This window comes from Halotia branconii CENA392 (genome assembly GCF_029953635.1).
GTDB classification, from domain to species: Bacteria; Cyanobacteriota; Cyanobacteriia; order Cyanobacteriales; family Nostocaceae; genus Halotia; species Halotia branconii.
Genome location: NZ_CP124543.1, coordinates 6,833,185 through 6,850,511, shown reverse-complemented (window position 1 = coordinate 6,850,511; position 17,327 = coordinate 6,833,185). Strand labels below are relative to the sequence as shown.

Sequence of the window (17,327 nt, the reverse complement as noted above, 5' to 3'; positions counted from 1 at the left end):
GTTCAAGAATCAAGATCAACAATCCAAAATAAAAAGAAAAGCTTAAACACAGCATCCCAAATAGTTTAAGTCTTCCCCAAGGATAACCATATAAATCATCGTAATAGGCTATAAACGTTGAGGGTAAAGTTCCCCAGTATTTGATAAATTCGTCTAATTCTCTAATTAATTTTTCAAGGTTGAACATGATTAGTAAGTTTACGTTAGAAAATTACTTTCAGATACACGAAGGAAAAGCAATTGATTTTAGACTTAGAGTCCAAAAAGACCAAAACAATCAGTATAGCTTTTACATTCACCCCCAAGATATTAACGGGGAAACTTGGGATTTTAAGGTTATTGGTAATTTCCTAGAATGCACTACATCCACAAGTGAAACTTTAAACAGTCTATTAGTAGACGGTGAGACACTTGACAATCTTGATAAAAACGTATTGTTTTTGATGATTAAGCATCTCAACACTAAAATCAGCGAACTAGAAACCGTCAGCACTTCGCAACGCGATCAGCTATTTCGCCGGGTACAAGAATTAGAACAATTCCAGCGTGAGTACGAAACTGCACAGGAGTATGAAAGCGATCGCAGTTAGGTCTACTGGGGATTCTCCACACACGGCGAGCCATAGGTGAGCGCGGATTATAGTAAAACTTCAGCATGAATAATTTCTCCTAAAATTGGCAAAAAGACCAAACGGTCTGTTAAAGTCTAAAAAAATTTGCTTTGGGAAATTCAGTTGTTCTGAGTTGCTGGCTGATAATCTCCTACTATAAATTTAATATGACTAATTTCAAACGTCTACCTTGTAATTTAGATTTAATTCATCACCTGTTAAACCCCGAATACCCCAGTTAGCCGGAGGCGTTTCAAAAAGTGTAATTTCAATATCATTAACAGCGATATTTAAGTTTTGATTAATCTTCTGAATTAATCTATAAATTAAGCGCTTTTTGGTTTCTAGTGTACGCCCCTCAAACATGCTAATCTCAATGATTAAGTAATTTTCTGACCTATCTGATGGATAGTAAAAGTCATCTCTTTCCAGGGAGAAGAATCTATGAAATCGTTTTTTAGGGGGAAGTTGCAACACCTCAATAATAGAGCTATGAATGATATTTGCAAGCTTTGTTTTAATAGGGTTAAGTTTTTCTGCTAGACCGTAAACCTTAATTTGTGTCATGAATTTAAAGGTAATTTTCTATATACTGATTTAGATGATTAACTGCCCTTTGCATGTGAACAGAGTCTCCATAAAGCTTACTAATCATAATTGCTCCTTCTAAGGTTGCAGTGATAATAGTTGCGATTTCCTCAGCATTAACTTCAGGGCGAATTTCACCCTTTGCAATTCCTGTTTCAATAATTCGCCGAATTAAATTTAGCCAAGAGTTCATCGCCTGTTGGGTTCGTTCTCGCAGCGCCGGGTGAGCATCATCACTTTCCACGGCAGTATTAAGTAATGGACATCCTCCTTTAATGGGTGGATTGTCTGCAAAATTACTAAAAACCCCAATGATTGCTTGTAGACGTTCGACTGCATTACTTTTGCTACGTAAGGCAGATCTGTAATGCTTGCTGACACAAGCGATCGCAAAGTCAAAAGCTTGTAGTGCTAGCTCATCTTTACTGGGAAAATGATTATAAATTCCTCCTTTTTGCAATCCCGTTACACGCATAATGTCGGACATAGATGAGCCAGCATACCCCTGTTGGTTAAACAGTTCAGCGGCTTGTTGAAGAATTTTAGTTTTTGTCTCTTGGCCTTTAGACATAATATTTTTCCGACCGATTGGTCTGATTAATTTTAATACAAACTTTATTTGAAAGTCAATAACGGTAGCTTAATTTAATTGCGTTAACACAGCGGTAGCGAGTCTGCAAGCGTCATTGCGAATTGGTTTCATCCCATTCCTTCAAAGACTCTAGGCGCAAGCTTTCTGGCTTTCGTTCACCGTCGAACTCACGTTAAAACAATTGCCAGCTTTACGGCGACTGGATATTTTAATAAAATAACATCATCAAAAAGATTCGCAGAAATATCAATGGATTGGATTACGTTACTGCGATCGCTACAGTCTGATTTTGTTAAAAGGTTAAAAACTGGTTGTCTGCTTCATTGCGAAACAGAAGGTCAATATAGCGAATTAACTATAATCTCTGGAGAGAGGTTAAAAGTGTTGCGACAATTTTGCTGGCTAATGGCTGAAAAGTATAAGCGTGTTTCGCCAGTTCGTGATGTTTTTATCAGCTATCTCAAAGGAAAATTAGGTGAAGAAGTTGTTAAAGAACGTTTAGCCGAGTTGATTACAGAAGTAGATTATGAAAAGCGATTTGGTGGCGATGGCAAAATAGATTTTACTTTAACTGCTGACCCGTTTATAGGCATTGAAGTGAAATCACGTCATGGCAGTATAGATCAAGTTAAGTGGTCAGTTAGTTCCGAAGAAGTTGCCAAAAATGCCGTTATAGTTTGTATTTTGATTCAAGAAGAAGTGAGTGAAGCACAATCTGAATATCACCTTTTTTTGGCTGGTTTTCTACCTACACGGATGATTAAACTAAAAACTGGAAGAATCTCATTTGGTATAGATCAACTTTTATATGGGGGTGGTTTATGGTGTTATTTGGAACAGTGCCAGTCTTCTATAACTTCTAGGCAAGAAACTTTAAGTTGTCAGGATGTTTTACAGCCACAATCTTTATCTATACTTAGCACAAATCAGCTAAATAAATCTACATTTTACATTAATACAAATAAAGATTTCCATTACCAAAGTCTGGGTGACGAATGTTTAAAGAAAGGACAATATAAAGCTGCTATTGCTAATTATAACCAAGTATTAAAATTTAATTTTAATAATACTGATATTTATTATAAACGAGGTTTAGCTTACTATAATTTGGGAGATTATGAAAAAGCGATCGCAGATTATTCTCAAGCAATTAAGCTAAATCTGAAAGATGCCAAATCTTATAATAAACGAGGTTTAGCTCGTTATCAATTAGGCAATTATCAAGAAGCAATTGAAGATTACACTCAGGCGATCGCGATTAATCCTCATGGTGCGATCGCTTACAAAAATCGTGCTGAAGCTCGTTCTTTTTTAGGAGATAATCAAGGAGCAATTGAAGATTACACTCAGGCGATTAAAATTGATCCTCAGTATGCCAACATTCACAAAAATCAGGGAATTGCTCGTTATTTTCTCAGATACCAGCAAGGGTTTACTCAAGCAATTAAGAGTAACCCGGATAATGCAGAAGCCTATAAAAATCGTGGTAATGCTCGTTTTGATTTAGGTGATTATGCAGGAGCCATTGATGATTATACTCAGGCAATACAAATTAACCCTAACTATGCTGATGTTCATTACAACCGTGGTAATGCTAATTATGAATTAGGAAATTTACCGTCAGCAATTGATGATTATACTCAGACACTCAAGATTAACCCTAATTATGCTGATGCTTATTATAATCGTGGTACTATCTACGATCAAATGAAAGATCATCAGGGTGCAATTGAAGACTTTCAAAAAGCGGTAGACATCTATCGTCAAGAAGGCAATATAGAAGCACTTAAAGACGCACGGTCTAGAATTTTGGATTTAGAAATAGAAGAGTCATTAGATATTTTAAACTTTTAGATAATGTACTGATAGTAAATGTATTAAAAAGAAAATGGTACAAGCGATCGCTATTATAAATAAGTGTTTCAACGTAGATCAACTTTTCAAGTGTATTCACTCGTGTATAATTTGGTAGCTTAATTTAAATTAGTGTGAACATTTACACTAAACTTAACAATCAAATACCATGATTTATCATCACCAATTGCAGAAGTATTTAACATTTTTATCTGTTGCAGTCATATTAGGGACTGATTTAGCAATCACAAAAACTCCTCCTGTTTTGGCTCAAACTGTTATTAATTCATCTGTGAGTAAAAGTGTGACATTTACTTGCAATGATAATGAAGCGACAATTAAAGCTAAAAATGGCCCCAAGGTAATTAATGGACAAACAACTATCTACATTGGTTATCAGCAAGTATCATCTAAAAACAAAGACCCCCGAATTGTTCGTTTTGATAATGGAATCAAGAAATGGTGTCGCAGTGATTACGAAACGACGAATGATGATGGCACAGGCTACGGATTATTTTGGGACGGAAAAGGCGTATTGTATGGAGTTTTTACCTCCACAGGTACTCAGACAGGTAATGATTTCCGGCGCTTTGCTACTGGACGTTGGCTATCTAGTTACGGCAGTGGCGGCGGCGCTAAAGTCGCAGTGATCGCCAAGATTAATCCCGTCAATGGTAGCGTTTACTATGCCACATTTCTCTCTGCCAGAAAACCAAGCGATGGCAAAACTAACTCTTTAGTTGTCACAGGACTATCATGGAATGGTATAAATCTAACTGTGAAGGCAGATTCATGGTGGACTCCCCGCCGCGCTGATAAAAATTCCATGACTTGTTCTGGTTCATCACCTTACAAATACATCGGCGCATTCACTAGCGATTTAACCAAAGTAAGTGCAGCTTCAGCAATGAATTGTTATTAAAAACTCTATCCCCTTGTGGGCATGGGGCATGGGGCATGGGGAAGAAGTTATCAGTTACCAGCACTATTCACTGATTTAACCACCTGTGATACCATTTCACGAAATTATTGATACAAATTACTTTTCTTACTCCCCCTGCCTCCCCTGCTTCCTCTGCTTGCCCAAATGTATCAACTTTAAAGTAAAACGGTATGAAGGGATGGAGTTTCTCGCTGCTTTCAATGAAAAAATTTTATTGGATCAAAGCAATTCTGTAATCGAAAATAGCCGTTGTCTGTCTATTTTTTGCAGCTTGATTTTTTCGGCGTAGAAGGCTTGATAATAAGATTGATAACGTTCTGGTTCAGCTTCTGGATCTGTTGTCTGCCATAGTTCCAAAAAGTGACGATAGCGTTTTTCAATCATCACCAAATTCATGCAAGCGATCGCAGCTTGAACTACTTGCGGAGTCCGCATTATTTCTTTTTTCCATTTCTCGTTGAGATGAAACAGATGTGACACTACTCCCAAGTCTTCTGACAATTGTAGGTATCTATTTTGCAGAGTTGAGATTAAATCTATTTGTTCTGCTTTTATTTCTACAATCTGTTGCCACAAAAATCGATGGTGAGAAAGGCTAAATTGCAAATCTTGTTCTTCTAATTCGTCAATAATCCCTTGACGCTGTTCAAGACAATGCAAGTAAATCCTGAGTAACAAAGCTTCCGCGTGTTCTAAAAGACTGTAATCTGTGGTGAGTGTTGAATGAGAAGGCTTTTCAGCACCTCCCCACGCTTTTTTTGCTGAGACAGGCTTTGAATATATAGCCTTAGTAGGAGCAATTTGAGTGAGCAAATTTTCAACTCTTAGAGGTATCAGTCTGCTATCTCCTAAGCTGAGAATTTCCGCACAGTGAGAAATGTAATAGTTACGTGTATCACTATTGGCTATATTTTTCAGTAACTTAACTATTTGTTGAGTTACTTGCTGGAAATCAGTAGCCTGCCTTAAATCGCGGTTTTGAGTAATTTGCTGAATCTGCCAATCTAGCCACAGTGGGGCATTTGCCAACAATTGTTTATAGTCTTCTGAAGTGTGACTATACAAGTATTCATCAGCATCTTTACCATCAGGTATATTGAGAATTTTTAATTGAACTTCCCCTTTATATGCTAGTTCGGCAATTTCGCCGATCGCGCGTTCGGCAGCAATATTGCCTGCTTTATCGGCATCAAAGTTAAGTACTAATTGTTTCGATTCGGTGTAGCGTAATATCAGCCGTACTTGTTCTAAACTTAATGCTGTACCCAGGGAAGCAACGGCATTAGTAATCCCAGCAGCATGAAGAGCGATCGCATCAAAATATCCTTCTACGACTACTGCTTGATCGAGTTGAGAAATCCCAGCTTTGGCTTCATCTAGGGCAAATAAAGTTTTACCTTTACTAAAAAGTTCGGTTTCTGGTGAATTGAGATATTTGGGTTGATCATCGCCAAGAGTTCTCCCACCAAAAGCAATTACCCGCCCTTGCACATCGCGGATGGGAATGATCAGGCGATCGCGAAATACATCATAATAGCCACCTCCTTGTTTACGTGGCTTAATTAATCCCGCCTTTTCTACTAATTGCACTGGGTAGTGCTTATCTTCTACCAAATAGCGATGGAGAGTTTCCCAACCTGCGGGTGCATAACCCAAGCCAAACTGCTCGATTGTTTCTTTTCTCAGTTGGCGATTAGATTGTAGATATTCAATTGCTTTTAGTTGTGCAGATTGTCTTAGGGCATGTTGATAAAATTGTGCCGTCGAAGCCAGAACTTCATATAATTGTTCGCGTAAAGACAACTGACGCTGCAATTGTTGCCGTTGTTCAGGTTCTAGGGTTTGTATGTTTACTTGGTAACGCCGTGCTAAATCCAATACAACTTCTGTAAACTGGCGTTTCTCCAAATCCATCAAAAATTTAATGGCGTTTCCTCCAGCTTGACAGCCGAAGCAATAATACATTTGCTTTGTCTGACTGACTGTAAAGCTGGGGCTTTTTTCATCGTGAAAAGGACACAATCCCACAAAATCTTTACCGCGCTTGCGTAAGACAACATGTTCTGAGACAACATCTACAATGTCAGCTCGTTGTTTAATTTCCTCAATTGTGTCTGGATGCAAGCGGGGAGTTGGCATAAGTAATCATTTATTCGTCATTAATTATATTTTGACGCAATCTGCAACTAAGCTATTTGGATGATAACTAAGTAAGTCGGCAGGAACAAATTAAGCTACATTAAGCAATGTAAAATTATTGTAATTGATTTCGTAATCAGGGCTTTAGCCCTTTTTTGTTTATATAGCGTCTCGCACAGAGGACTAAAGTCCTCACTACAAACTACTTAAATAATGAACTTAAGCAATAGTCTAGAACAAGAACTTATCCGTTATAACGATTTGATCTCCAGCTATGCCAATGACCCTAGAATCTTCGTGCAGAGGGGTATGGTTTATTTTAAACTAGCTGAGATAAATGCATCTATTGCAGATTTTGACATGGCAGAAAAACTTGACCCGCGTTTAACACCATATTTATGGCAACGGGGATTATCTTACTACTATGCTGCAAAATTTGCAGAAGGTGCTAAACAATTTGAGGTAGATTTGACTGTTAACTTTCAAGATGTAGAAGAGACAGTTTGGCGTTATCTATGTATTGCTCAACTTCAAGGCGTTACCAAAGCACGTCAGTCTTTACTAGAAGTGAAAAACGATCCCCGATTTGTGATGCGGCAGATATATGATTTGTATGCAGACCGCTGTTCTCCAGATGATCTCCTCAAGCTTGGCACAGATGGTAATAAACACACGAAATTTTACAGCCATCTTTATGTGGGTTTATATTTTGAGGCAGATAATCAAGTTGAGAAGGCCAAGCAACATATCATGCAAGCAGTTGGTGAAAAGATTAATGACTATATGTGGCATTTAGCTTTTGTACATCAAAAGTTACGAGGCTTTAATTGAGTTAATCTTTTTTAGCCGATTTTCGTGCCGATTTGGGCGGTGTTCGATGTGCGCCAAAGTATTTTTCACTGCGATAGCGTAGCCACACTCGCAACACTTGGGGAATCTGCTGTTTTTGTTCTTTAGTTAATGTATTGTAAAGTGCTAAGGCGCGATCGCGCTCACCTCGACAGGCAGCATTATTGTGAGCATCCCAATAGCTGCGGGCTACCCGAATCCGCCGACAGACTTCTTTAATTAGCGCGTCTTTAGTCAGTGGAGCTTCTTGCTTTGCCATACTTCAATGCGATGAATTTCTCATGCGATCTTACCGAATCAGGCTCATCCTCACAATTACTAGGACGTTAAATTTGCTAGTCGAGCTACAATCAAATCAGCAATTGATAAAATTCTATAAACATCAAAAAATTTACAAGCGTGACACTCAAAGAGTTAGAACAACAATTTCTTGCCCTCAGTCCTGCTGAAAAATTGCAAGCTATACAGTTACTGGCTCAAAGTCTCGGTAGCAATTGGCAAGGAATTGAGAAAACTCCTAGAGTCTGCGGTGGAGAGGCTTGCATCGCTAAAACTCGTATTCCTGTCTGGATACTTGTAGAAGCTCGCCGTCTTGGATATAGTGATGCTGACCTTTTGACGAGTTATCCAACCATCACAGCTAGAGATTTAGCTAATGCTTGGATATATGCACAAGCTCACCCCAATGAAATTGAATCGGCAATTGAACGTAATCAGGTAGCCTAATCGATGGCTAGGTTTTACGCAGACGAGCAGTTTCCGTTTCCCGCTGTGGAATTATTACGTACTTTGGGGCATGATGTTTTGACAGTCCAAGATGCTGGAAATGCATACAAAGAGACCTCTTGCATAAATATCTTTTTGTCTCACGCAAAGACGCAAAGACGCAAAGAAGAAGCTAAGAATAAGGACTTTTGCAAGAAGTCTAAGGTATAGTTGATGACGAAGTGCTGGCATTTGCCATAAGTCAAGAACGCTCTATATTAACTATCAATAGAGATGATTTTATCCGTTTACATCGTCGTGATTCTAGGCACTTCGGTATTATTGTTTGCACAAACAATCGTAATTGGGAACAGTTTGCAGCCCTGATAGATGAGGCTGTAACAGCAGAAGAACCTTTGCTAGGAAAACTAATTCGTGTAGTACGTCCAGTTACTTAAAGAGTGGCATTGGTGATTGATGGGAGTTAGAGAAATAACAAAGGACAAATGATTAAGTACTTCTAATGCATATTATATTGTTGTTGCCGATTCACCAATCAAGTCTAAAATTGCTGAGGCTTAATTTTATCAGAGGAAATACTATAAATGGGACGTATTTTTATTTCAGCAGCACACGGAGGTAGAGAGGCAGGAGGAATCGATCCAGGTGCGATCGCAGGTGGTACAACTGAAGCTAGAGAAATGATTTTGCTGCGAGATTTTATTGTCACGGAACTCAGGGCGCGGAGTTTTGAAGTTTTAGCAGTTCCCGATGACCTCAGTGCCGCAGACACAATCGCCTGGATTAATTCTCGTAGTCGTCGGGGTGATGTCGCCTTAGAAATTCAAGCTGATGCGGCTAGCAGTCCATCTGTGCGGGGAGCTAGCGTTTACTATATTGCTAACAATACTGAGCGTAAAAGCAATGCTGAATTGTTACTAGTGGGGTTGTTGCGCCGTGTACCTCAGTTGCCTAATCGAGGAGTCAAACCAGATACAGATAGTGGATTAGGTCGTTTAGCTTTTTGTCGCCAAACAATCCTGCCGGCTTTGGTGATGCAAGTGGGATTTCTCAGCAGTCCAGAAGATCGGGCTTTGCTGCAAACTCGTCGCCGGGATTTTGCTTTAGGCATTGCTGATGGACTCGCATCTTGGAGTCGTGTCATTGACCCCACTCCTAATACTCCTCCAGAAGCAACTTATCCAGCTATTAACATCAACATAAATGGGCAAAATTATCCAGAGCAAGGAATAGTGGTGAATGGGAATGCTTACATCCCCATTGATTTAATAGATCGCTTGCGAATTGACCTATCAAAAGCGCCTAATGTCAACCGTATTACTTACCGCAGGATAGTATATGTGAAAGCCGTTGAACTGCGGGACTTTAATATTGCCATCAGTTGGGATGCTGCAACTCGTACCGTCAGCTTACGCTCAAATGTAGTAGTTTGCCCTGGTCAATATGATCGGGTGATGTCAAACGGTATCACCTCAGAAGTACAGTTACAACTATTTTTAAGAAATAATAATGATAATGCCTTAGCCAAGTTTCCTGACATTCCCAAACTTTACCGAGAAGAAGCGATCGCAGAAGGAGTCAATCATGATATTGCTTTTTGCCAAATGTGTGTAGAAACGGGATTTTTACGCTTTGGCAGTGATATTCGACCAGAGCAAAATAATTTTGCTGGTTTAGGTGCGATCGGTGGTGGTGCAGAGGCTGCATCCTTTCCCAGTGCCAGAATTGGAGTCAGAGCGCATATCCAACACTTGAAAGCTTACGCCAGTCTAGAACCTTTAGTGAACGAAGTCGTAGATCCACGGTTTCGCTTTGTCACCCGTGGGATTGCACCATCAGTTAATCAATTATCAGGACGTTGGTCAGCTGATTTGGACTATGGTGTGAAGATTACAGCCATGCAAAAAAGGTTGTATGAGTCAGCAGGATTGCTGTAGTTAAAAAAATAGCGTAAAAGGGTAAAACTTCATGCTTCAAAAGCTGATCAAACGGAGTTTAGCCATTGCAAAATACTAGCTTTACTTTCGACTAAACCCTTATAAGCTAAAGATTCTGGTGTCATAGACTCAATTGCAGTATATAACTTAGACCGTAACACTGAGTCTTTTTTGATTGCGCTACAATCTCTAAAATATGTACGAATAGTAAAAAGTGCTGCTTCATACTTTGGTAGCCCCCAAATGACCTGTCGCTCAATTCGCAGATAAAGTCTGGGGTACTGTGAATCAAAGCTTCTACCATGCCATTGACTAACTGATATTTCAGGCGGCGGTTCTGGATGGTGATTGAGACGGGTATCGGTGCTTAAACCCCAAGCAAAGCGCACCATTGGTTCTCTGTCAATCATAGTATTAACGATCGCATCTGCCCGGCGATTAATTTTTTCCATACCTGCAACAGGTGCATGTATCGCGGCAAAGTCTTGACCAATTTTTGCTTCGGCTGACCAGTGATTGGGATAGCATAAATGAATCGCACTCAGCCAGTTGCTAGCATTTTGAGAACGGCAGATCACAGTTAAATCTTCCTGTACCTGTGCCGCCAAAGCATCTAAGATAGATGCATAAGTTGGAGTAGCTAAATTATCTGGTGTTTTGACTTGTTGTAACTGCCAATTTGCATCTAGATCAAGTGTTTCTTGAGTCAGATAACTATGAAATCTCCAGGTATTAGCAGAGGATTTTTGACAGTCAAAATATTGTGGGTGTTCTTGGGTAAGACGATTGATGATTAAACAAGCGATCGCTCCAGCTACAGCCTGAGAATAGTTGTAAGTCTGATAGTATTTACTCAACCGTTCAGCACGGGCTAAAAGCTTAATCTGGCGATAGTGTATAAAATTTTCATCAATTTGAAATACCTGCTGGTCAGCCTGAGTGTTACTTAAGCAGGAACCAAAAGGCATCATTCCTGGCTTAACTTCGTAGCGTCCACTCATCAGTGGAAAATAACAAACTTTACCATTAAAGGCTTCGATGGTCTGAGCTTCCAAAAGTAATACCGTTTCACTTTAAAATTGATACAAATAGGCAGCAGGAAGAGGCAGGGGAGCAGGGGGCAGGGGGAAAGAATTAAAGACCAATCATCTGTTTCAAATATTTCGTGAAATGGTATAAGTTACCTAGAAAAATAGATTTTATTATCGGTCTTCATTGTAACTATACTTTACCCACTTTCAATATATATGATGATGAAGACCAGAGAGCCAAACAACCGATAACTATCTTAGGGTAACCAAGGATGCGATAACCTACGTTGGTCGAAGACTGTCGCCGACAACACGCTGTTATAAAATAAATTAACTATCGCGATTTTCTCTTATTCAAGTTGCAGTTATCATGCAGGTTTTGATGCTTGCTTGGCGTATTCTTCTGTCAGAGGAGCATAATCTTCATAAGTGGGTAGAGTCTCAAAGCTATGAACCGCAGGGGTCATCGCCCAGGGCAGCTTTTCCCTCGTCCAAGTTTCGATGAAAGGCGTGAACCATGAGGCATCGTCCAGCATCGTCGGACGAAGGTTAACAAACTCGTCTATTCCTTCCGGTCGAGAAAACATCCAACTCATGCAGTGCGGGCAGAAGTAATGGCGAGTCGCGCCGTGCAAGCCGCCGATAGCCAGTTCACCTTTCACTACTGAAAACCCAACGCTTGGAATCGCAACGCTTAAAGAAAAAGCGCTAGCAGTCATTCGCTGGCAACCAGTGCAGTGGCAAGCCATCGTCAGCAGAGGCGGCGCGCTTACCTTAAACCGCAGCTGTCCGCAACGGCATCCACCTTCCCAGGGCAAATTCCAGTCGTTCATAATAATATGCCGTCTTTGTTCTCCATACTTTGGTGACTAATAATAATATTTTTATTTAGTTTTTAAATATACCATTTTTCCCGTTTGCTTTTCGCCTCACTTTCAGCTCATCCCACCCCTGGAAGGGGCGTGATTTCGTGTCAGTGGTCAGTAGTCAATGGTCAGTTGTTTTTGCTATTCACTACACTTCGGCTAGCGGTAGTTGAATCTCGACTTCGCGGCAATTGAGCGTAGTCGAAACTCGATTGCCGCGCTGCACTGAGCTTGTCGAAGTGTCGAAACTCGATTTCCGCGCACTTGTACTGAGCGTCCTTCGACTTCGCTCAGGAACCATAGTCGAAGTAGCCTGTCGAAGTGTCGAAACTCAGTGCATCGCTAACAACTGACAACTGACAAATGACAACTAACAATTAACTACTAACTTCTTTCCACCCATGCAAGGGTGCTAGATCTTTTGTCACTGATTCGATGATCATTGGGGGTGCTTCTGATATTAGAATACTGGGATAAACTGCTGTACCCCAAGTAGGATGAACTAATACACAGCATTTGTTTTTAATTACCGGATATTTGAGCAAAGCTTTGACAACTGCTGTGTCATTGTGGGGAATTGTCCCAGGATGAGAAAGTAAAGGATAGCCAGTACGAGGATCTATGAGATCAGCCTTATAACCGCGATCGCGTAAACTAAATGCTAAATCGCAGCCAAATCTCATAAACTTTTCCCGCAGGTTTTCTTTTTCTATCTCTACTTCTGTCGTACTTTTAATTAACTGACATCGTGATTGCTGTAAAACAATCACAACCCATAAAAAAGGTTTCTGTTTCCAATCTGGCAATATCCGTTCGCAGTTGGCACAGATATACTGACTGGGAGAATGAATAGAAATCTGCACCGCTTGTCCCGTTTGGCCAACCAAATTAATAGGACAGCCTTGCTCCGAAGTGTAAACTTTAGAATAGTTCACTAACATTAATTCGGTTTTTGCAAGTTTTAAATTATTCCTTGGTACTGATGATAACTCTTAACACTTCATAAACATCATTAATTTTTTATCATAGATAAGACTTATTTACAGCTGTTTTCGTAAGTTGAGAAACTTTAATCAGACTTTTATCGCTTATTAACCTGCGTTAATCTCAATTGAATTTTTTACAAAAATGGCATTGATGAGATGAATCTAATAGCAGATGCTATCCCAAATACCAACGGTAAGCTGTTAAACTTTTTGCACATTGAGGCAAGCAGGAAAGCAGGGTGTAGGGGGCAGGCGAGAAGGATTAATGGGTTTTTCCCCAAAATCAAAAATATGTAAGTTAAATGTGGAACAGCTTATAGCATTACCTGAAATTTAAGTGTAGTAAATCATATACATACCGCCGAAATACAGGATAATCAAAGTGAGTCCATCCCAAGTGATGTACATCCTTGAACGACTGACAGCATGATAGATGAGTCCAGCGATCGCTATTGAAGTCATAATCATTGCTATAACAGCAGTAAAAATGTGTACTTGGTTGACATGTAACCAAAGATTATCTTGAAAATACACCAAATCATATATCCCCAGAATTGCCAGATTATAGAGATTTGAGCCAAAAATGTTAGAAACTGCCATATCTACAGCATTCAATCTGATAGCTGCTAGAGACACTACAACTTCTGGTAGTGAGGTAGCCGCAGCTAGTAAAAGTGCGCCGACAAAACTCTGTCCCAATCCAGTCGCCGTTGCCACTTGTTCGCCTAGAGAAGCCAGCCACACACCTAAAACTACAGTTGCTACTGAAAGTAAGACAAATATCAGATAAGCTTGCTGACGTTTGACATGTTGGTATTGAAAAATCTCAGCTTCTTCTTCTAAAACTTCAGCACGTCGTCTAGTTTCAAACTGGGCAATTGTCCGGGCGCTGGCCATGTAAAACAAAAGTAGTACCAAACTCGGCAAACCAAACCATCCCACAGTCAAAGAAATATTTGTACGAGCTAAGATGATTGCAGCAGCAGTCACGCCCAACATTGCACAGCCTAGGCTAGCGGCTAATCCATGACTAATCTGCGCTCGTTTGAGTAATGGTTCTGGACCACTAAGAATATCCAGCAACGCCAGAATGAGTAGATTGAAAAGACAGCTGCCCAAAATGCCACCCACTGCTAAATCTGGGGCGTTGAATACAACAATTGCACTTATCCCTGTGGCCAACTCTGGTAAAGATGTGACACCTGCAAGTAGCAATGTACCAATCCAGGTACGCCCCAATCTTGTTTTCTCTGCCAAAATATCAGCACTCTTTGACAGCCATGTTCCTACAACAATTACCAAGATGAAACAGACAATAACCTGAACAAAAAGTAGCATGATTAATTTCAAAAGATTAGAGATTGAGTATTACTATTAAGATTCGCACTCGCGTTTAGTTACGTAATGGCGGTAACGAAACATCGCTTCTAATTGTGTTTGTACTAGCCAACCACTGATAAATTCAATTGTTCCTCCCCCTGGCATAGAGTAAGTGATAGCATCAGTCAGCCTAGTTTTACCAGCTTCTAGTGCAAATTGATGGCGATGTACCCAAGATTCAAAAGGGCCAGATATCTGTTCGTCGGTAAATAAGCGATATTTTTCACATTCAGTATGACGTGCTAACCAAGTTAAAGGTAGTGGCCCTACAAATAGGCGAAATTCTGTGATAGCGCCGACATCAAGTCCTCCTTCACGACGAACTACTTGCGTTGGTTGCCAAGGTGGAGTTAAAAGTTGCAAGATATCTGGTCTTTCGTGAAAATTCCAAACTACTTCTGGTGGCGCATTAATCACTGAGGAATGGGTAAAGTGCAGCATGGGAAGAAAAACCTAAAATTTACTCTTCGTATTCGGTATCTATTTCGATATCTAGGGTGTCTTCATCAACCCGCACATACAAAATATTAGGGTTACAGCAAACTTGACAATCTTCTACATAAGATTGTTGTGAACCAGCACTCAAATCAACAAAGGTTAAGTTAGGTTCGCCACAATAGGCGCAGTAATACTCAGTGGTTGTTTGCATCAAGTTTTCAACTACAAATTTAATGGCTGTAGCTCTTTTGGGGATGAACTGAAATAGCTAGTAGTGGTCTGTCCCATTAATTTTGCGGGGTAAAATAACGAACTGCCAAAAACGCAAAGTACACAAAGGAAGAGAGAAACAAGAGAAATTGAAAAGTTGATTAACCTATCAAAACTTTTGCGACAGACCACTAGCCTTGATCTTTATGTGATTGTAGTTAATTGTTTTTCAAAGTAAGCACGGTAAAGTTCGCCTTGTTTTTCTACTACTTCCACAGTCTGAATCGCTGTTTGTAAACGCTTTAGCCCTGTAGGAGTTAATATAACTCCCCGTTTTCGTCTAGTTTTAGTTTGTTCTAGTTTCATCAGTTGTCTTGCAATCTTGTCTTATGGACATATACATTGAATTAGTTACTATTCCTACATTTGAAAACGCCGAAAATCCTTTATCCCGTTTCCTGCCGTTTTAAGTAAACAGTCTTTAAACAAACATGATTACGATGTCGGTATACAATAAATTTCTTAACAATCGCAAAAATTATTATCTATCTCAATAATTCTTAACTAAACGTGAGTCTCTAACGGAGGCGCACGTTAATGAAACTGCCTAGCCGTTTGGGTGACAGTTAGTTTGGAATTTCTGCGCTTATTTTTTTCCCCTGCCCCCTTGTCTACACAGCGATGGGATATTTTTTTAGTTGGAAGTTCCTTAACCACCACCGACAATTGTGACTATTTCTAAGCGATCGCCTGTCTGTACTGTTGTTTGCGACCAAAACTGGCGATGTAAAATTTCGCCGTTATATTCCACCGCCACTAAACGAGGATTAAAACCCAACTGCTGGAGCAATTCTGGTAAATAAGTTTGGGATGAGCAGGTACGAGTTTCTCCATTTACCTCAAGGGTAATTTGATTAGACATAAGTCATCACAAGATATGTCGATGGAAATTTTGAATTTACTAAGATTCTGGTTGCACACGATTGAGTTGGGACAGCAAATATTGTGTCACTAAAGTAGGTTGTTCAGCTTGCATTAGCGATCGCACTACCGCCACACGTTTTGCTCCTGCATCAATCACATCATTAATATTATTTGCATCTATGCCTCCAATCGCAAACCAGGGAATTGAACTATTTTGGGATGCATAACTGACATATTCTAGACCAGCAGCAGGTTTACCTATTTTAGTAGGAGTTTCATAAACTGGGCCTACACCAATGTAATCTGCGCCTTGGGCGATCGCTGCTTGCATTTCTTGTGAATTTGTGGTAGAGCGACCTATAATACGCTGAGGGCCAAGTAATTGACGCGCACTAGTAATAGGCAGATCTTGCTGTCCTAGATGGACACCATCTGCATCCACTGCTAAAGCTAAATCCACCCGATCATTAATGATGAATAGAGCGCCGTAAGAATGGCATAATTGTCGTAGTTTTGTAGCTTGTTCCAGACGCAAAGTGTCATCAGCAGTTTTATCGCGATACTGTACAAGGGTTAATCCACCTTTGAGAGCAGATTCTACAGTAGCTACCAAAGTTTCTGAGGGAGAAGTAACAAGATATAAATGCGATCGCCACAAGAGTTGATGGCGTTGATAACCCATCAAATCACTTTCTAGGGTATAAACCCGATAGCGCATCTGCTTAAATGCTGACCCCATATTTGGGTTGTAAAGCTTGCCGTATTCTTCCAATACTCGTAAGGCTTCTTGGACACGGCAAAAATTGGCCTGCAATAAAGATTTAACGCTTGAGCGATATTCTTCTTGAGGATGGGTTAATTCAGTACCAGCATCACCTGGAGTGTCTCTAGCTGCCCTAAGTTCAGAAGTATGCCAAATAGCTACTTCTTGGCGCAAACTTTTACACTCTCCAGTAAATCGCCCATTATTTAATCCAAAGCGACACCATTCTTCAATAATTCGCAAGCCTTCACGAGCACGATCTAAATTGGCATCTAGTATGCGGTAAACAACTTGCTGTATTTGCTCTTTTTGGCTGTATGGCTCGACCATTACAACAACCCCATTAGTGCTTTCATCGTAACAGCCAGCCTCTTTCATATTTGCAATATTCTTCGCATCGTTAATTTACTAAAGACGGGGCATAGGGGAGGCAGTGCAGTCTTGGGGTCTTCCCAAGTGGAGCAACTGCCGTCATAGGGCATAGGGCATA

At 40.1% G+C, this 17,327-nt stretch carries 21 protein-coding genes; 8 read left to right on the top strand and 13 right to left on the bottom strand.

Features of this window, described 5'->3' with window-relative positions:
• Positions 1-185 precede the first annotated feature (185 nt).
• A complete protein-coding gene (locus tag QI031_RS30160) occupies positions 186-590 on the top strand; it encodes a hypothetical protein (protein WP_281480803.1) in 405 nt (134 codons plus the stop codon).
• A gap of 198 nt (positions 591-788) precedes the next feature.
• On the opposite strand, the gene QI031_RS30155 is transcribed toward QI031_RS30160, so the two are convergent.
• Positions 789-1,178, bottom strand: a complete 390-nt coding sequence (locus QI031_RS30155) for a tautomerase family protein (protein WP_281483205.1) — start codon at positions 1,176-1,178, stop codon at positions 789-791.
• Between the two features lie 4 nt (positions 1,179-1,182).
• Positions 1,183-1,770 carry a TetR/AcrR family transcriptional regulator gene (locus tag QI031_RS30150; RefSeq protein WP_281483204.1) on the bottom strand — a complete coding sequence of 196 codons (588 nt, stop codon included), beginning with the start codon at positions 1,768-1,770 and terminating at the stop codon, positions 1,183-1,185.
• A 270-nt stretch (positions 1,771-2,040) separates the two neighbouring features.
• Here QI031_RS30150 and QI031_RS30145 point away from each other — a divergent pair, with 270 nt between their 5' ends.
• Both QI031_RS30145 and QI031_RS30140 read left to right on the top strand, forming a co-directional pair.
• On the top strand, positions 2,041-3,645 hold the full coding sequence (locus QI031_RS30145; RefSeq protein ID WP_281483203.1) for a tetratricopeptide repeat protein: 1,605 nt from the start codon (positions 2,041-2,043) through the stop codon (positions 3,643-3,645).
• Between the two features lie 169 nt (positions 3,646-3,814).
• Entirely contained in the window at positions 3,815-4,567 is a 753-nt protein-coding gene (locus QI031_RS30140) for a hypothetical protein (RefSeq protein WP_281483202.1), read from the top strand.
• Positions 4,568-4,807: 240 nt separating this feature from the next.
• Here the strand turns inward: QI031_RS30140 and dnaG are convergent, their stop codons facing one another.
• Entirely contained in the window at positions 4,808-6,727 is a 1,920-nt protein-coding gene (gene dnaG / locus QI031_RS30135) for a DNA primase (RefSeq protein ID WP_281483201.1), read from the bottom strand.
• 213 nt (positions 6,728-6,940) lie between these two features.
• On the opposite strand from dnaG, the gene QI031_RS30130 reads away from it, so the two are divergent.
• Positions 6,941-7,558 (top strand): tetratricopeptide repeat protein, encoded by a 618-nt coding sequence (locus QI031_RS30130; RefSeq protein WP_281483200.1) that lies wholly within the window; start codon positions 6,941-6,943, stop codon positions 7,556-7,558.
• Position 7,559: 1 nt separating this feature from the next.
• Here QI031_RS30130 and QI031_RS30125 read toward each other — a convergent pair whose 3' ends face one another.
• Complete coding sequence (locus tag QI031_RS30125; RefSeq protein ID WP_281483199.1) at positions 7,560-7,835, bottom strand: Precorrin-3B methylase; 276 nt, start codon at positions 7,833-7,835, stop codon at positions 7,560-7,562.
• Between the two features lie 140 nt (positions 7,836-7,975).
• On the opposite strand from QI031_RS30125, the gene QI031_RS30120 reads away from it, so the two are divergent.
• The 4 genes from QI031_RS30120 (at position 7,976) to tftA (ending at position 10,239) form a co-directional block, all read left to right on the top strand.
• Positions 7,976-8,302 (top strand): DUF433 domain-containing protein, encoded by a 327-nt coding sequence (locus QI031_RS30120; RefSeq protein ID WP_281483198.1) that lies wholly within the window; start codon positions 7,976-7,978, stop codon positions 8,300-8,302.
• 3 nt (positions 8,303-8,305) lie between these two features.
• Positions 8,306-8,512, top strand: coding sequence for a DUF5615 family PIN-like protein (locus QI031_RS31860; RefSeq protein ID WP_425526001.1), 207 nt, complete (start codon positions 8,306-8,308; stop codon positions 8,510-8,512).
• A gap of 11 nt (positions 8,513-8,523) precedes the next feature.
• The gene (locus QI031_RS30110) at positions 8,524-8,739 is read left to right on the top strand and encodes a DUF5615 family PIN-like protein (protein WP_281483197.1); all 216 of its coding nucleotides are present in this window, start codon (positions 8,524-8,526) and stop codon (positions 8,737-8,739) included.
• 147 nt (positions 8,740-8,886) lie between these two features.
• Complete coding sequence (gene tftA / locus QI031_RS30105; RefSeq protein WP_281483196.1) at positions 8,887-10,239, top strand: hormogonium tapered terminus morphoprotein TftA; 1,353 nt, start codon at positions 8,887-8,889, stop codon at positions 10,237-10,239.
• A 47-nt stretch (positions 10,240-10,286) separates the two neighbouring features.
• Here tftA and QI031_RS30100 read toward each other — a convergent pair whose 3' ends face one another.
• The 9 genes from QI031_RS30100 to QI031_RS30060 form a co-directional block, all read right to left on the bottom strand.
• Entirely contained in the window at positions 10,287-11,240 is a 954-nt protein-coding gene (locus QI031_RS30100; RefSeq protein WP_281486165.1) for a heme-dependent oxidative N-demethylase family protein, read from the bottom strand.
• Between the two features lie 398 nt (positions 11,241-11,638).
• Positions 11,639-12,103: a GFA family protein gene (locus tag QI031_RS30095; RefSeq protein ID WP_484832218.1), complete on the bottom strand. Its 465-nt coding sequence runs from the start codon at positions 12,101-12,103 to the stop codon at positions 11,639-11,641.
• Between the two features lie 410 nt (positions 12,104-12,513).
• A complete protein-coding gene (locus tag QI031_RS30090) occupies positions 12,514-13,077 on the bottom strand; it encodes a methylmalonic aciduria and homocystinuria type D protein (protein WP_281483195.1) in 564 nt (187 codons plus the stop codon).
• A gap of 378 nt (positions 13,078-13,455) precedes the next feature.
• On the bottom strand, positions 13,456-14,460 hold the full coding sequence (locus tag QI031_RS30085; protein WP_281483194.1) for a sodium:calcium antiporter: 1,005 nt from the start codon (positions 14,458-14,460) through the stop codon (positions 13,456-13,458).
• A 36-nt stretch (positions 14,461-14,496) separates the two neighbouring features.
• Positions 14,497-14,943, bottom strand: a complete 447-nt coding sequence (locus QI031_RS30080) for an SRPBCC family protein (protein ID WP_281483193.1) — start codon at positions 14,941-14,943, stop codon at positions 14,497-14,499.
• Positions 14,944-14,962: 19 nt separating this feature from the next.
• Entirely contained in the window at positions 14,963-15,151 is a 189-nt protein-coding gene (locus tag QI031_RS30075) for a CPXCG motif-containing cysteine-rich protein (protein WP_281483192.1), read from the bottom strand.
• A gap of 203 nt (positions 15,152-15,354) precedes the next feature.
• Entirely contained in the window at positions 15,355-15,516 is a 162-nt protein-coding gene (locus QI031_RS30070) for a hypothetical protein (RefSeq protein ID WP_281483191.1), read from the bottom strand.
• A 343-nt stretch (positions 15,517-15,859) separates the two neighbouring features.
• Positions 15,860-16,072: a sulfur carrier protein ThiS gene (gene thiS, locus QI031_RS30065; RefSeq protein WP_281483190.1), complete on the bottom strand. Its 213-nt coding sequence runs from the start codon at positions 16,070-16,072 to the stop codon at positions 15,860-15,862.
• Between the two features lie 39 nt (positions 16,073-16,111).
• Entirely contained in the window at positions 16,112-17,215 is a 1,104-nt protein-coding gene (locus QI031_RS30060; protein ID WP_281483189.1) for a thiamine phosphate synthase, read from the bottom strand.
• Between the last annotated feature and the right edge of the window lie 112 nt (positions 17,216-17,327).

Bases quoted from the DNA above. Each gene is read 5' to 3' on its own strand.
- QI031_RS30160 (WP_281480803.1), top strand. From the start codon at position 186: ATGATTAGTAAGTTTACGTTAGAAAATTACTTTCAGATACACGAAGGA.
- QI031_RS30155 (WP_281483205.1), bottom strand. From the start codon at position 1,178: ATGACACAAATTAAGGTTTACGGTCTAGCAGAAAAACTTAACCCTATT.
- QI031_RS30150 (WP_281483204.1), bottom strand. From the start codon at position 1,770: ATGTCTAAAGGCCAAGAGACAAAAACTAAAATTCTTCAACAAGCCGCT.
- QI031_RS30145 (WP_281483203.1), top strand. From the start codon at position 2,041: ATGGATTGGATTACGTTACTGCGATCGCTACAGTCTGATTTTGTTAAA.
- QI031_RS30140 (WP_281483202.1), top strand. From the start codon at position 3,815: ATGATTTATCATCACCAATTGCAGAAGTATTTAACATTTTTATCTGTT.
- dnaG (WP_281483201.1), bottom strand. From the start codon at position 6,727: ATGCCAACTCCCCGCTTGCATCCAGACACAATTGAGGAAATTAAACAA.
- QI031_RS30130 (WP_281483200.1), top strand. From the start codon at position 6,941: ATGAACTTAAGCAATAGTCTAGAACAAGAACTTATCCGTTATAACGAT.
- QI031_RS30125 (WP_281483199.1), bottom strand. From the start codon at position 7,835: ATGGCAAAGCAAGAAGCTCCACTGACTAAAGACGCGCTAATTAAAGAA.
- QI031_RS31860 (WP_425526001.1), top strand. From the start codon at position 8,306: ATGGCTAGGTTTTACGCAGACGAGCAGTTTCCGTTTCCCGCTGTGGAA.
- tftA (WP_281483196.1), top strand. From the start codon at position 8,887: ATGGGACGTATTTTTATTTCAGCAGCACACGGAGGTAGAGAGGCAGGA.
- QI031_RS30100 (WP_281486165.1), bottom strand. From the start codon at position 11,240: ATGAGTGGACGCTACGAAGTTAAGCCAGGAATGATGCCTTTTGGTTCC.
- QI031_RS30095 (WP_484832218.1), bottom strand. From the start codon at position 12,103: ATGAACGACTGGAATTTGCCCTGGGAAGGTGGATGCCGTTGCGGACAG.
- QI031_RS30090 (WP_281483195.1), bottom strand. From the start codon at position 13,077: ATGTTAGTGAACTATTCTAAAGTTTACACTTCGGAGCAAGGCTGTCCT.
- QI031_RS30085 (WP_281483194.1), bottom strand. From the start codon at position 14,460: ATGCTACTTTTTGTTCAGGTTATTGTCTGTTTCATCTTGGTAATTGTT.
- QI031_RS30080 (WP_281483193.1), bottom strand. From the start codon at position 14,943: ATGCTGCACTTTACCCATTCCTCAGTGATTAATGCGCCACCAGAAGTA.
- QI031_RS30075 (WP_281483192.1), bottom strand. From the start codon at position 15,151: ATGCAAACAACCACTGAGTATTACTGCGCCTATTGTGGCGAACCTAAC.
- QI031_RS30070 (WP_281483191.1), bottom strand. From the start codon at position 15,516: ATGAAACTAGAACAAACTAAAACTAGACGAAAACGGGGAGTTATATTA.
- thiS (WP_281483190.1), bottom strand. From the start codon at position 16,072: ATGTCTAATCAAATTACCCTTGAGGTAAATGGAGAAACTCGTACCTGC.
- QI031_RS30060 (WP_281483189.1), bottom strand. From the start codon at position 17,215: ATGAAAGAGGCTGGCTGTTACGATGAAAGCACTAATGGGGTTGTTGTA.